Origin of the sequence: Pantoea wallisii, assembly GCF_002095485.1 — a bacterium.
In the GTDB taxonomy this organism is placed as follows: Bacteria; Pseudomonadota; Gammaproteobacteria; order Enterobacterales; family Enterobacteriaceae; genus Pantoea; species Pantoea wallisii.
Genome location: NZ_MLFS01000014.1, coordinates 1 through 14,934, shown reverse-complemented (window position 1 = coordinate 14,934; position 14,934 = coordinate 1). Strand labels below are relative to the sequence as shown.

At 57.2% G+C, this 14,934-nt stretch carries 10 protein-coding genes and 1 pseudogene; 4 read left to right on the top strand and 7 right to left on the bottom strand.

The genetic code is table 11. The features are described from left to right. Positions 1–188 precede the first annotated feature (188 nt). A complete protein-coding gene (locus HA48_RS07140) occupies positions 189–1,637 on the top strand; it encodes a tagaturonate reductase (RefSeq protein ID WP_128600407.1) in 1,449 nt (482 codons plus the stop codon). Positions 1,638–1,641: 4 nt separating this feature from the next. After that, positions 1,642–3,132, top strand: a complete 1,491-nt coding sequence (locus HA48_RS07135; RefSeq protein WP_128600406.1) for a UxaA family hydrolase — start codon at positions 1,642–1,644, stop codon at positions 3,130–3,132. 91 nt (positions 3,133–3,223) lie between these two features. On the opposite strand, the gene sstT is transcribed toward HA48_RS07135, so the two are convergent. The 3 genes from sstT to HA48_RS07120 form a co-directional block, all read right to left on the bottom strand. Beyond that, positions 3,224–4,462 carry a serine/threonine transporter SstT gene (gene sstT / locus HA48_RS07130; protein ID WP_128600405.1) on the bottom strand — a complete coding sequence of 413 codons (1,239 nt, stop codon included), beginning with the start codon at positions 4,460–4,462 and terminating at the stop codon, positions 3,224–3,226. 229 nt (positions 4,463–4,691) lie between these two features. After that, positions 4,692–5,663 (bottom strand): TerC family protein, encoded by a 972-nt coding sequence (locus HA48_RS07125; RefSeq protein ID WP_128600404.1) that lies wholly within the window; start codon positions 5,661–5,663, stop codon positions 4,692–4,694. A gap of 254 nt (positions 5,664–5,917) precedes the next feature. After that, positions 5,918–6,904: a Gfo/Idh/MocA family protein gene (locus HA48_RS07120; RefSeq protein ID WP_128600403.1), complete on the bottom strand. Its 987-nt coding sequence runs from the start codon at positions 6,902–6,904 to the stop codon at positions 5,918–5,920. A 137-nt stretch (positions 6,905–7,041) separates the two neighbouring features. Between HA48_RS07120 and HA48_RS07115 the strand changes: the two genes are divergently transcribed. Then, positions 7,042–8,730 carry a chloride channel protein gene (locus HA48_RS07115; RefSeq protein ID WP_128600402.1) on the top strand — a complete coding sequence of 563 codons (1,689 nt, stop codon included), beginning with the start codon at positions 7,042–7,044 and terminating at the stop codon, positions 8,728–8,730. Here HA48_RS07115 and HA48_RS07110 read toward each other — a convergent pair. Next, positions 8,727–9,227: a M48 metallopeptidase family protein gene (locus HA48_RS07110; protein ID WP_128600401.1), complete on the bottom strand. Its 501-nt coding sequence runs from the start codon at positions 9,225–9,227 to the stop codon at positions 8,727–8,729. The genes HA48_RS07115 and HA48_RS07110 overlap by 4 nt on opposite strands. Positions 9,228–9,308: 81 nt before the next feature. On the opposite strand from HA48_RS07110, the gene rlmG reads away from it, so the two are divergent. Continuing rightward, entirely contained in the window at positions 9,309–10,427 is a 1,119-nt protein-coding gene (gene rlmG, locus HA48_RS07105; RefSeq protein ID WP_128600400.1) for a 23S rRNA (guanine(1835)-N(2))-methyltransferase RlmG, read from the top strand. Here the strand turns inward: rlmG and HA48_RS07100 are convergent. The 3 genes and pseudogenes from HA48_RS07100 to HA48_RS07090 all read right to left on the bottom strand — a co-directional run. Beyond that, positions 10,428–12,433: pseudogene (locus HA48_RS07100) on the bottom strand (2,4-dienoyl-CoA reductase FMN-binding domain-containing protein). A gap of 316 nt (positions 12,434–12,749) precedes the next feature. Continuing rightward, entirely contained in the window at positions 12,750–13,373 is a 624-nt protein-coding gene (locus HA48_RS07095; protein ID WP_128600399.1) for a response regulator transcription factor, read from the bottom strand. Between the two features lie 102 nt (positions 13,374–13,475). After that, the coding region (locus HA48_RS07090; protein ID WP_128600398.1) for an ATP-binding protein at positions 13,476–14,934 on the bottom strand (1,459 nt) is incomplete at its 5' end.

Genomic DNA, 14,934 nt, shown 5'->3' with positions numbered 1-14,934 from the left:
CGTTGTGCGTAAGTGCATTTTATCATTTTAAAACAATTATTTGTTTTGTGTTCACCTTTGTTACTGCCTACCGCTGCGCGACAGTAATTATCAATATTGTGATCTGAACAGCAAATAAACTCCTCTTCTTGCTGAATTGGTATGATAACTTTTGCAGGGTGTTCAGGCATGGATAAAAAGGAAGCAGCATGTTGCGACTTAACCGCCGCGATTTTCCCGGCGCGCACTACAGCGAACGCGTCATCCAGTTTGGCGAGGGAAATTTTTTACGCGCCTTCATCGACTGGCAGCTCGACTGGCTGAACCAGCATCAACATACGGACGCCGGCGTGGTGGTGGTGCGGCCACGCAATCGCGAGGTCGCCGATTCGCTCAATCAGCAGGATGGGCTCTACACCACGCTGATTCGGGGGCTGGATACAGCAGGGCAACGGGTAAGCGAAACCCGGTTAATCCGCAGCGTTAATCGCGAAATCCAGCCTTACCAGCAGTTTGACGCGTTTCTGGCGCTGGCGCGGTCACCGCAGATGCGCTTTGTGTTCTCAAATACCACTGAAGCCGGCATCGCTTTCACCGCCGAAGATTGGCAGGAGAATCAGCCCGCGGCGTCGTTTCCGGGCAAGCTGACGCAGCTGCTGTGGGCGCGCTTCCAGTGCTTTGCCGGCGCGGCGGATAAAGGCTGGCTGATCGTGCCGTGCGAACTGATCGATCATAACGGCGATCGCCTGCGCGAGCTGGTTTTGCGCTACATCCGGCACTGGCAGCTGCCGGCAGCGTTTGCCCAATGGGTAACGCAAAACTGTGCTTTCTACAACACGCTGGTGGATCGCATCGTCACCGGCTATCCCGACGACGGCGCGGCGATTACGGCACAGCTGGGTTATGAAGACCGCTATCTGGTTGCCGGGGAAGTCTACTACCAGTTTGTACTGCAGGGTCCGGAGGCGCTGATGCAGGAGCTGCAGCTTGCTGCGCTTGCTCCGGCAGTCAAACGGGTGGCAGATATCACGCCGTATAAAGCGCAAAAGGTCGCCATTCTCAACGGTGCACATACCGCGCTGGTACCGGTGGCCTTTCTGGCCGGATTAGAGAGTGTGGGCGAGGCGATGGATGATGCCGAAATGGCAGCCTTTATTGATGCCCTGCTGCGCAACGAGATTATCCCGACGCTGGATCTGCCGCGCGACGAGCTGGAGGCTTTCACCGCCGCGGTTATCTGCCGCTTCCGTAACCCATTTATTCGTCATGCACTGCTCTCTATCGCGCTGAATGGCATGACCAAATTTCGCACCCGACTCCTGCCGCCGCTGCTACAGGCGCAGCAGCAAACCGGCCACTGGCCAGCGCATCTGACCTTTGCGCTGGCGGCGCTGCTGGCCTTTTATCGTGGTGAACAGGGCGATCGCCGCTGGCCGCTGCAGGATGACGAAAGCTGGCTACAGCGCTTTGCCCGGCTATGGCCACAGGTTATGGCGCAGCAGAAAACGCCTGAACAGCTGGTGCACGCGGTATTAAGCGAGGCGCAGCACTGGGGCGAAGATTTAACCCAACGGCCCGGACTGGTCGCGGCTGTCAGTGAGCATCTGAATAACATCCTTGTCCACGGTATGCGGACGGCGCTAAACGCACTGAGGTAACGCTATGCAAAATGCGATAAAGATCCACTCGCGCGATAATGTGGCCGTTGCGCTGCATGATTTAGCCGCTGACACGCGAGTCACGGTGGGCGAGCACGAGATTGTCCTGTTACAGGCGATTGAGCGCGGGCATAAATTTGCCCTGCAGCCGCTGGCTCCGCAGGCGTTGGTGATCAAATACGGTCTGCCCATCGGCCATGCCACGCAGGCCATTGCCGCCGGAGAGGTGATCCACTCCAGCAACGCCCGCACCAATCTGAACGACGTCGATGATTATGAATACCAGCCAGACTTTATTGATATCCCGCCGCAGGCGGGCGATCGTGAGGTGCAGATCTATCGCCGCGCCAGTGGCGAAGTGGGTATCCGCAATGAGTTGTGGATCTTGCCTACCGTCGGCTGCGTTAACGGTATTGCGCGTCAGATCGTGTCGCGCTTTATGAAAGAGACCCGCGAAGCGGAGGGCATTGACGGCGTGCACCTGTTCAGCCATCCGTTTGGCTGTTCGCAGCTGGGCCAGGATCATGAAAACACCCGCACCATGCTGCAAAACATGGTGCGTCATCCCAACGCCGGCGCCGTACTGGTGATTGGTCTGGGCTGTGAGAACAATCAGGTAGATACGTTCCGCACGACGCTGGGCGAGTTTGACAGCCAGCGCGTGCAGTTTATGGAGTGTCAGAAGCAGGATGATGAGGTTGAAGCCGGTGTGGCCCGGCTGCATGCGCTGTACCACGTGATGCGCGGCGATCGCCGCCAGCCGGGCACGTTAAGCGAGCTGAAGTTTGGTCTGGAGTGTGGCGGATCTGATGGTTTCTCCGGCATCACGGCGAACCCGCTGCTGGGCTGTTTTTCCGATCAGATGATCGCCAACGGCGGCACAACGGTGCTGACCGAAGTGCCCGAGATGTTCGGTGCCGAGCGTATTCTGATGAGTCGCTGCCGGGATGAGGCCACGTTCGCGAAAACCGTAGCGATGATCAACGACTTCAAGCGTTACTTTATCGATCATCAGCAGCCAATTTATGAGAATCCTTCCCCGGGGAATAAAGCGGGCGGCATCACCACGCTGGAGGAGAAGTCGCTGGGCTGCACGCAGAAAGCCGGGCAGAGCCAGGTTGTGGATGTGCTGAAGTACGGTGAGCGGCTGGCGTTGCCGGGCCTGAACCTGCTGAGCGCGCCAGGCAATGACGCAGTAGCCACCAGCGCGCTGGCGGGCGCCGGCTGCCATATGGTGCTGTTCACCACCGGACGCGGTACGCCCTACGGCGGTTTTGTCCCCACGGTAAAGATCGCCACCAATACGCCGCTGGCGGAGAAGAAGCCGCACTGGATTGATTTTAATGCCGGACGTTTGCTGGAGGGCATGAGCATGGAAGCGATGCTGGCAGATTTTGTGGATCTGATTGTGGCGATCGCTAACGGCCAGCCCGCGCGCAACGAAGCCAATGATTTTCGCGAGTTAGCGATATTTAAAAGCGGGGTAACGCTGTAGATTCTCTGCGCCCGCATGCCAGGCGGGCCGCCAACAGCGGATGTCACCTGGTTTTGTATGGCGACCCGTCAGGCCGCCAGAAACGCAGGAATTACTCCGCTACCGTACGCGGTTGCCGTTCGGCCTCGGCCTGACACACGGCTGCGGTAAACAGAATATCGGTAGAGGAGTTCAGCGCCGTTTCGGCGGAGTCCTGCAGCACACCGATGATAAAGCCCACCGCCACAACCTGCATGGCCAAATCGTTTGGAATGCCAAACATGTTACAGGCCACCGGAATCAGCAGAAGCGAGCCACCGGCCACACCAGAAGCCCCGCAGGCGCACAGCGATGCCACCAGGCTCAGCAGAATGGCGGTCGGCACATCCACAGAGATACCGAGGGTATGAACAGCCGCCAGCGTCAGCACGGTAATGGTGATCGACGCGCCCGCCATACTGATGGTGGCGCCCAGCGGAATCGAAACCGAATAGGTGTCCTCATCCAGATTCAGGCGTTTTGCCAGCGCCATATTCACCGGGATATTGGCGGCTGAACTGCGGGTAAAGAAGGCGGTTACGCCGCTTTCGCGCAGGCAGGTAAACACCAGCGGATAGGGATTACGGCGGATTTTCTGGAACACCAGCATCGGGTTGATCACCAGTGCCATGATCAGCATGCAGCCAATCAGCAGTGCCAGCAGATTGCCATACTCCCACAGCGCGTCGAAGCCGGTTGAGGCGAGAATCGAGGCCACCAGACCAAAAATCCCCAGCGGCGCACAGCGAATGACACAGCGAACAACCCAGGTTGCCGCATTCGACGCATCGTTCAGAAACGCTTTGCTGCTTGGGCTGGCGTGACGAAACGCCAGGCCCAGGCCCAGCGCCCATACCAGAATGCCGATGTAGTTGGCGTTCATCAGCGCATCAATCGGGTTAGAGACCATGCTCATCAGCAGGCCGTGCAGCACCTCGGTGATGCCCGATGGCGGGGTAATCTGCGTTGCGCCGACGTTCATTGATAATGTCTGCGGGAACAGATGGCTGAAAATCACCGCCACGACGGCCGCGAAGAAGGTGCTGAGCAGGTACAGCATGATAATGGGACGGATATTGGTCTTCTGCCCCTGCTGATGGTTAGCGATGGACGAGATCACCAGCACCAGCACCAGCAGCGGCGCTACGGCTTTCAGTGCACGCACGAACAGCTCGCCGAGCAAGCCTACCGCCAATGCGGCATCACGCGAAAACCACGCCAGCGCTACGCCGGCGATCAGGCCGATCATGATTTGTTTTACCAGGCTGCCTGCAAGCAGAGAACCCAGACGTCGGGAAAGGTTGTTTTGCATAGTACGGTCTTTTTATGGCGGTCAGGAGTGTTGTGCGCGGTTGCTCCGCGCCAAACGGTTTGCCCGGCGGAGTATAAGGAAAAGCGTTAGCGAGAAAAGAGATAATTCTGTCCGTGCGCGCCGGATCGGTTTTTTGATCTGCTAATGATGGGAAGTGTGACAGACATATGAAAGGCGAAGATTGCAACTGGCAAAACAAAGCAGGGGCGATTAGCGCCCCTGCAGAAGATTATTGTGAGATGCCTTTCTGGTCGTTTCTGTGGTTAACCCAGGCGTTAATCAGCAGCGTACCGCCGAGGATCACGCCCACCACCGTCAGCGAAATCCCTACCGGAATGTGGTAGAACTCGACGATCAGCATCTTAATACCGATAAACACCAGCACCACCGCGAGGCCATATTTCAGCATCGAGAAACGCTCCGCCACGTTCGCCAGCAGGAAGTACATGGCGCGCAGACCCAGAATAGCAAACAGGTTTGAGGTCAGAACGATGAACGGATCGGTGGTCACGGCAAAGATAGCCGGAATGCTGTCCACGGCGAAAATCACGTCGCTCAGCTCTACCATAATCAGCACCAGCAGCAGCGGGGTGGCGAACAGCACGCCGTTTTTGCGGGTAAAGAACTTTTCGCCGTCGAGGTCATCGGTCATGCGCAGATGCTTACGCAGCCAGCGCACCACCGGCTTATCACCTGGCGTTGCGTCATCGCCCTCTTTAGCAAAGGCCATTTTGATACCGGTGAACAGCAGGAACGCGCCAAAGACGTACAGAATCCAGCTGAACTGCGTCACCAGGTAGCTGCCGGCGAAGATCATGATCGTACGCAGTACGATCGCGCCCAGCACGCCGTAAATCAGCACGCGGCGCTGCAGGTTAGCGGGAATGGCGAAATAGCTGAACAGCATCAGCCAGACGAAGACGTTATCCACGGCCAGGGCTTTCTCCAGCACATAGCCGGTGAGGAACGCGAGCGTCTGCGCCGTGGCGACTTCACGCCCCACGTTGGTATCGAGATACCACCAGAAAGCGGCGGCAAACATTAATGAAACGGAGACCCAAACCAGCGACCAGACGGCAGCCTGTTTGAATGACATGGTTTGTGCGCCGCGTCGCCCCTGTAATAAGAGGTCAATCGCGAGCATGATGAGCACAACGACAGCGAAGCTGCCCCAGAGTAGTGGTGTGCCTACAGAGTGCATAGTCGTATCCTGTCCGGAAAATAAAAAACGGCTAAGTCAGAAGACGTTAGCCGCTTTATTGAGCTGCAAGCAAACCTCGCCTTCCGGCAAGGTCTCACTTACAACTCAGAATCGATTCCGGGTTGCCTGACGACCGGATGCAGCACGCATCGTAATGACGATCAATCAGCTTACAAGTTACTCCCCTTTGCAGTCGCCAAAATACGTGCAATCACGCAGCGATTCAACTGGCGCACCGAAATATTTTGCAATATTTACACTTTAGACTGGTCCGCCGGGAAGACCACACCCGTCTGACGGCGGATCTCTGTCAGTAACTGCGCGGTGATCCGTGAAACGTCCAGCGCCGGATGTGAGATATGGCGCGCTTCAACCAGCTGCGCAAAGGCTCCCGCTTCGTAAAGCATCGTATTGATATGCTGGGGCTGCGTCAGGTTCTGGCTCTCCCCGCCGCGTGGCACCAGGCGCAGCTGCTGGCACTCGGAAATTTTTTCAATCACCAGCGAACCCGCTTCGCCCTGAATCTCACTCGGAATCAGTGAGTCACTCACCTTAGAGTGCAGCAGCGTAACGTCAAAGTCGCCGTAGCTCAGCACTACCACGCCATGCGCATCCACGCCGCTCGCCAGCAGGGAAGCCGATGCACTTACCTGCTGTGGTGCGCCCCACAGGGTTACGGCAGCGGCAAGACAGTAAAAGCCGATGTCCATGATGGAGCCGTTCGACCAGCGTGGGTTGAACGTGTTGGGATTCTCCCCGTCCAGATAGCGTTGATAGCGCGAAGAGTACTGACAGTAGTTGATCAGCGCCTTACGCAGTTTGCCAATCTGAGGCAGCGACTTTTGCAGTTGCAGAAAAGTCGGCAGCGTGGCCGTTTTAAACGCTTCAAACAGCACCACCTGATGCTGCAGCGCGCAGGCGATCATCGCTTCCGCCTCCTGCAGGTTAGATGCCATCGGCTTTTCGCATATCACGTGTTTGCCATGTGACATAAACAGCAGCGCCTGCTCACAGTGCAGCGCGTTCGGGCTGGCAATGTACACGGCGTCAATATCCTGGCTCTCAGCCATCGCCTGCAGGGAGGTGAAGATCAGCGGGCAGGGGTAGTCGCTGACAAAGCTTTCAGCCTGCTCCTGACTGCGCGAATAGACCGCGCTCAGCTTCATTTTGCCGCTCTCGTGCGCGGCATCGATAAACTGACGGGTTATCCAGTTGGTTCCCACAATGGCAAAACGAATCACGGCTGCTCTCCTGCAATCTGAAAGCGGCAGATTAACATGTTCATTTGACGGGAAGGCGGGCGATATTAGATCCTGCGATCCATATTCCAATATGATGATGCGACACACATTTTTTAACCGACACGCGGGGACGCCAGGTGAGCGCAAGCAAACACGCATTGAACTGGACAACATTGCTGATCGCCATTCCGGTGGGGCTGGTGGCCTCGCTGGTCACGCTGGCGTTTCGCGGCGCTATCGAGCTGATTAACCATGTGCTGTTTCAAAGCGACAACGAGATCACCGTCGCGATGCATGTGTGGCCTTGGGTATTCTGGCCGTTGCTGGTGGGAGCGGGCGGTGTGCTGGCCGGTTGGTTCCTGCGTTATGCCGTCGCCATTGAACAGCAGGAGACAGTCAAAACCGACTATCTGGAAGTGATCAACGCGCGGCTGGATGCGGTGCCCACCAAAACCTCGCTGTTCCGCGCTTTATCCTCCATCGCCAGTATCGGTAGCGGCGCGTCGATTGGTAAAGAGGGGCCGATGGTGCAGCTCTCGGCGCTGAGCGGGAGCCTGCTCGGGCGCTGGCTGCCGAAAAGCCTCAACATGCGCAACAGCGATATCGTGGCAATGGCCGCCGCGGCGGGATTGTCATCGGTGTACCATGCACCGCTGGCGTCAGCGATTTTTGTCGCGGAGATCGCCTTTGGTATTTCAGCCCTGCAGCGGCTGATTCCGCTGATTGTCTCCTCGGCGGTGGCGGTCATGACCATGTGGACGCTGGGCTATCGCAGCGCGCTCTATCCGCTCTCCGAAGCACTGTTCCGGATGGATATCACCAGCCTGCTGATGACGGTGATCATTGGCTTTGCCTCTGGCGTTGCAGGCTGGCTGCTCATTAAGCTGATCGCCCGCAGCAAAATGTTGTTTAGCCGCGTGCGTTCGCTGCCGCTGCGGCTGGGTGCCGGTGGCTTCGCGGTGGGCTTACTGGCGCTGATCTCCACCGATATTTTGGGTAACGGCTATGAAGTGATCGTCAAAATCATTGACGGACACTATGTTATGGCCGGGCTGCTGGGGTTGCTGGTCCTGAAAACGCTGGCGACAACTTTGTCGGTGGGTTCCAATGCCGTCGGCGGGCTGTTCACCCCCTCGCTGTTGATTGGCGCACTACTCGGCGTGGTGCTGGCGCAGGTGGGCGCGGCGCTGCATCTGCCGGTTGGTGATACGCTGCTGTATGCGGCGATCGGCATGGCTGCCGTGCTGGCGGCGGTGAGTCAGGCGCCGCTGATGGCGATGCTGATGGTACTGGAGATGACGCTCAACAGCAGCCTGCTTTTCCCGCTGATGATTGCCTCCGTGCTGGCCTCAATGCTGGTGTATCGCCTGCAGTCCGTCAGTACCTATCCGGTAGTGAGCAATCACTTTAGCCGCTCAGAAGCCAAATACGATTTCGATAACATGCGCGTTGACCAGCTAATTATTCCCGGTGCCGCCCTGCAGCCAGAAGAGTCGGTGGGCCAGGCGCTGGCTGTCAGTTCACTCAAGCGGGAGCGCTACGTTTACGTGATCAACGGCAGCGGACAATTTCTGGGCGTGGTATCGATTCACGATATCTCACGCAAAGTGCTGGCGCAGGAGATTACGCTGGATTCACCGGTCAGCAGCGTCATGGATGACAACTTCCCGTGCATCTTTCAGAACCAGAGCATGCGTGAAGGCTGGGAGGCATTTGCGCGGGTGACGCTGGAGCGCCTGCCGGTGCTGAACAACCCCGTGGAGCGCCGGTTTATGGGTGCCCTGACCAAAACCAGCCTGATTCAGAAAGCGCAGGAGTTCCTTTAAGCCGCGTTGCCGCGCAGCGCCTGGTCGGTCATCCACAGGCGCGCATCGAACTCCAGCTGATGGTAGTCCGGCTCCATATGGCAGCACAGCTGATAGAACGCTTTGCTGTGCTCTTTCTCTTTCAGGTGGGCCAGCTCGTGCACCACAATCATGCGCAAAAACGGCTCCGGCGCGTGGCGGAAAAATGTGGAGACGCGGATCTCCGCTTTGGCTTTCAGGTTACCGCCCTGCACACGGGAGATGGCGGTATGCAGGCCAAGCGCATGCTTCATCACCTTGATTTTGTTATCCCAAATCACTTTGCTGATCGGCGGTGCGCTGCGCATAAAGCGGTTTTTGAACGCCAGCGTGTAGTCATACAGCGCTTTGTCGCTCAGCACCTGATGCGCATCAGGATAACGCTGTTGCAGCACTTCTCCCAGGCGCTGCTGATCGATCAGCGTCCGGACCTGCGCCAGCAGGTGTTCAGGGTAACCCTGCAGATAGATTAATGACATTGGGATTCCCGGCGAAAGACAGTATACTGCGCCCCCTTTTTAGGGCGAAAATCGCGCAAAGTGTACCACGCCGGAGATTCCATGAGCCAACTTGAACTGACCGAACGCACGCTAACGCTGCACCGCTTTCCGCCAATGCGTGAAGAGAGCCCGCTGCAGGCGTGGGATGCCGCTGACGAATATTTGCTGCAGCAGACGCTGCCGGCAGGCCCGGTGCTGGTGTTCAATGACAGCTTTGGCGCATTGACCTGCGGCCTGAATGGTCGTGAAATCTGGCACGTCAGTGACTCATGGCTCAGCCAGCAGGCGGCGAAGCAGAACCTGCGTCTCAACGGCTTCGATGAAGATCAGGTGCACTTTCTGGATAGCCTGGCCGATCTGCCCGCGGCACCGGCTGCGGTGTTAATCAAGTTGCCGAAAGCGCTGGCGCTGCTGGAGCATCAGCTGCGCGCCCTGCGCAAAGTTGCCACGCCAGAGACGCTGATTATCGCCGCCGGTAAAGCCAAAGATATTCATAACTCCACGCTGCAGCTGTTTGAGCGCATTCTGGGCGAGAGCAAAACCTCGCTGGCCTGGAAAAAAGCGCGTCTGATCTACAGCCATTTCACTGCGCCAAAGCTTGCCGATGCGGCGGAGACCACCGTATGGCCGCTGGATGACACCGCTTACCAGATTCACAACCACGCGAATGTCTTTTCACGCACCTCGCTGGATATCGGCGCGCGTTTGTTCATGCAGCATCTGCCGCAAAACATTGACGGCGAGATCCTCGATCTTGGCTGCGGTAATGGCGTCATTGGTCTGGTGGCGCTGGAGCAGAATCCACATGCTGAGGTGCTGTTCTATGACGAGTCCTACATGGCGGTGGCGTCCAGCCAGCGCAACGTCGAAGTGAACCGCCCGCAGGATCTGGCGCGCTGCCAGTTTCGCGTCAATAACGTGCTCAGCGGCTTCCCATCCGATCGGCTGCATGCAGTGCTGTGTAACCCGCCGTTCCACCAGCAGCATGCCGTGACCGATCACCTGGCGTGGCAGATGCTGCGCGATGCAAAACGCTGTCTGCAGTATGGCGGCGAGCTGCGCATTGTCGGCAACCGCCACCTCGGTTATCACCAGAAGATGAAGAAGCTGTTTGGCAACTGCGAACTGGTGGCCTCTAACGCTAAGTTTGTGGTGCTGCGTTCGGTGAAACTGCGCTAATTACAGGCTAAGCGCCAGTTCGGTTGCCTGCGCGATAGCGCGACGGGCATCCAGCTCCTGCGCCACATCTGCACCGCCAATCAGCCGCACGATCTTACCCCGTGCGGCCAGTTCATCGGCCAGCGTACGCAGCGGCTCCTGGCCAGCGCAAATCACGATGTTATCAACGGCCAGCGTCACCGCTTCGCCTGATGACGCAGGTGCAGGCCGCGATCGTCAATCTGCAGATACTCCACGTCACCCCACATCGTTACGCCGTGCGCCTGTAAGCTGGCGCGATGGATCCAGCCCGTGGTTTTCGCCAGCCCGGCGCCGGGTTTTCCGGACTTGCGCTGCAGCAGCCAGATTTGCCGATCGGCAGGCCGTGGCTGCGCGGGTTGAAGCCCGCCGCGCGCCTGCAGCGTGCGATCAATGCCCCAGCTCTGGTAGAAATCCTCGTGCTGGCCGGTGTGATGCAGCAGATACTCAGCGGTGTCAAAGCCGATACCGCCCGCACCAATAATCGCCACACGCTGTCCGACCGGTTTTTTATCACGAATGACCTCAAGGTAGCTCAGGACGCTGGGATGATGGATACCGGGAATGCTCAGCTGGCGTGGCGCAATCCCGGTGGCGATGATCACCTCGGCGGCGTCTTCCAGCTCGCTGGCACAGACGCGATGGTTAAGCCGCATCTCCACGCCTGCTGCCGTCAGCTGGTGCTGAAAATAGCGCAGGGTCTCGCGGAACTCCTCTTTGCCCGGGATCTGACGGGCGATAGAGAACTGCCCGCCAATCTGTTCATCCGCCTCATACAGCGTGACCCGATGGCCGCGCTGTGCGGCCTGTAGCGCAAACGCCATACCTGCGGGACCGGCACCGATCACGACCAGCTGCCTGGGCTGCTCCGCCGGGAGCACCGGCATCAGCGTTTCATGGCAGGCGCGCGGATTGACCAGGCACGAGGTTACCTTGCCCGCGAAAATCTGATCCAGACAGGCCTGATTGCAGGCAATACAGGTATTGATGGCGTCTGGCTGCCCGGCCTGAGCTTTACTGACAAAGGCCGCATCGGCAAGGAACGGGCGCGCCATCGAGACCATATCGGCAGTGCCATCGCGCAGGATCTCTTCGGCTACCTGCGGATGGTTGATGCGGTTAGTGGCGATCACTGGCACCTTTACATGCGCGCGCAGCTGCTGCGTTACCCAGGCAAAACCACCGCGGGGAACACAGGTCGCGATGGTCGGAATACGCGCCTCATGCCAGCCAATACCGCTGTTAAACAGCGTTACGCCGCTCTGCTCCAGCGCTTTGGCCAGCGCCAGCGTCTCCTCCAGCGTGCTGCCGTTGTTCACCAGATCAAGCAGCGACAGGCGGAAGATAATAATGAACGCGTCGCCAGTTGCCGCGCGCACGGCCTGAGTAACCTCCAGCGCAAAGCGCTGTCGGCGGGTCACATCGCCGCCCCAGCTATCGGTACGCTGATTCGTATGCGCGACCAGGAATTGGTTAATCAGGTAACCTTCGGAACCCATGATCTCAACGCCGTCATAGCCCGCCTGCTGCGCCAGCTGCGCGCAGCGAGCAAAATCGGCGATGGTTTGCTGAATCTCCGCCTCGCTTAGGGCATGCGGTGTGAAAGGGTTAATAGGGGCCTGAAGAGCCGAGGGGGCAACCAGATTGTGCTGATAGCTGTAACGGCCGGCGTGCAAAATTTGCAGCGCAATTTTGCCGCCGTGCTGGTGGACGGCATCCGTCAAAGTGCGATGCCACTGACACTGGCTCTCTTCAGTGAGCATTGCGCCGCCCTGTGCTACCACGCCTTGCGGGTTGGGCGCGATGCCGCCGGTGACGATAAGCGCCACGCCTTCACGCGCGCGCTCAGCGTAAAAGGCCGCCAGACGCTGCGCGCCGTCAGCATGTTCTTCCAGCCCGGTGTGCATTGATCCCATCAAAAAGCGGTTTTTCAGCCGGGTGAAGCCCAGATCCAGCGGGGCGAACAGGTGGGGATAGTGCTCAGTCATGATCACTTACTCAATGAGTGGTCGGATGAGTGAACTCTAGCGGGAAAATGTCCGGATGGAAATGTGCGGCGTTCAGCCTGTGAGAAGCATCAAAAAAAGCAGGGCGGCAAGTCGCAGACGAAAGTATCGGACTTCTTTCGCCAGGCACGGGAAGAAACCTGCGCGCCCTGTAATGGCATGAAGATTAGGGCTAATAAATTAGCTCTGTGGTTATGAATGACAGAGAGACTCAATCTTGGTAATACCATCCTGGTGAGGACGAGAGGGATAATGTCACATCTGATCCGATTTCAGCCGCAAGACTGGTCTTAATTTTTCAGCATGCGCCATTCCGTCGTGCCAGCTCAATGATATCGACCAGATTTTTCGACTCGAGCTTCTGAAAAATTTTAGTTTTATATGTACTGATGGTCTTGTTATTTAATCCTAATTCGCAGGCAATAATTTTATTCGATTTTCCCTGCGCAAGCTGGCGCAGAATTAACGTTTCGCGTTCGGTTAATCGTGAAAGCATATCCTGTTCATTTACGTAACGCTGACGACGATCGAGAATATCGCCGGGCAGATAGTTGACGTTGTTGAATACGCAGCCAATGGCCGCAATGAGCGTCTGGATAGGATCATACTTTGAGACGAACCCATTAGTGCCCTGACTAAGCGATTGTATTAAAAGATGGTTGTTACTGCTCTGACTCAGCAGGATAACTTTCATCCAGGTTTTAGACTTAACAATATCGCGTAAAAAAGCGATGCCGTTTTTCTCTTTGAAATCAGGATCTAATATCAGGATGTCGATGTGATGATGAATAACATCGTCAATGCCCTCATTAATTGTGTTCGCCGTTGTAACACAATTAAATCCATTCATTAATAATAAAGCCTGCACGCCGGCTGCAACCAGGCGATGCTCATCAACGATGAGTATTTTTGCATTAAACATATCTCTCCCTTTTACGACACCGAAATGATGGCGCTGGCAGATATTATGTCCGGCGTCTTATTTCAGTGAACCGAGAAATGTCTTGATAAGCTTATGTTTCTGTCAGCTCAGCTGATTTTTAAGCCGATGCTGCGCAAAGGTCACTAAGGCACTATTCAGGCTATTTATCTCCTGCGTAATATCAGCAATTAATGCCTGCGTATTGTGTGCATCCTGCCGATGCCGTTCCAGTTTGCGCCCCAGTTCAACCAGCCCGGCGGCATTCAGGATGGCCGCCCCCCCTTTGATTTTATGCCCGAGCTGGGACAGCGCATCGGCGTCTGTCGTACTCGCCAGCGCCGCAAGCAGCTGCTCATGGCTATCGTGAATGCTGACCAGTAACGACGCGCAACTCACAGGATCGCTGTCAGCAAGCTGGATCAGCAGTGGCGAAGCGATGGGCGTAGCCGTTTCCGCCTGAACATCGGACACGACATCCTCTGTGCTGCGCCGCGTACAGTGCGTGATCTGCGCCAGCAGCGTATCAAGATTCAGAGGTTTAAACAGGCAGTCATCCATACCGGCCTGCAGACAACGTTGCATCGTATGCTGCTCAGCGGATGCGGTCAGGCCGTAGAGTTTAATGGGCGGAAGCTGATGTTCGCGCTCATGCAGCCGGAGCGCTTCGGCAAACTGGAAGCCGTTCATGCCCGGCATGTTGCAGTCGGTGATGATCAGGTCAAACCGCAGCGGGTCCTGCTGCCACAACGACAGCGCTTCAGATGCGCTTTCAGTGACCACGACCTGATGGCCTGCCAGCTCCAGCTGTTTGCCCAGCAGCAAACGGTTAGGCGCATGGTCGTCGATCACCAGTACTGAGAGTTTGTCGCGCAACACCGGTGCAGAGAGATGCGGCTGCGTTTGATCGCACGGCTCGCCTGGCGGCGCGCGGAAATAGAAGGAGAACACCGAGCCTTCGCCCGGCGTACTTTCGACAATCAGCTCGCCATCCAGCAGCTGTGCCAGGTTACGGCAGATACTCAAACCCAAACCGGTGCCGATCTGCTGCTGCTGGCGCTCGCCCACCTGCACAAACGGCTCGAAGATCGCCTGCTGCTGCTCTTCAGTCATGCCGCAGCCCTCATCGCTCACCTCGATGACGAATTCGCAGCCTTCGGCTTCCTGCGCAATGCCTTGCATCAGCACCACGGTAACGCTGCCGCGATCGGTAAATTTGATGGCGTTACTGAGCAGGTTCGAGAGGATCTGATTGATCATCAGCGGATCGGTCTGTACCCAGTACGCTGCAATATCCATCTCAACATGCAGCGCAATCCCTTTGCTCTCGGCTTTGTTGCGGAACAGCGTAACGGCCTGATCGATAACGTCAGGCAGATAAACGCTCTCCGGCGTGGGCTGATACAGGCCGGACTCGATCTTTGACAGGTCGAGAATATCGCCAATCAGCGAGAGTAGCGCGCGGGCGGAGCCGTACGCGACGCGAAGGTTCTCAGAGAGTGTTTCACACGGCTGCGAGCGGGTCTCCAGCTCCAGCAAACCAATAATGGCGTGGAGCGGGGTG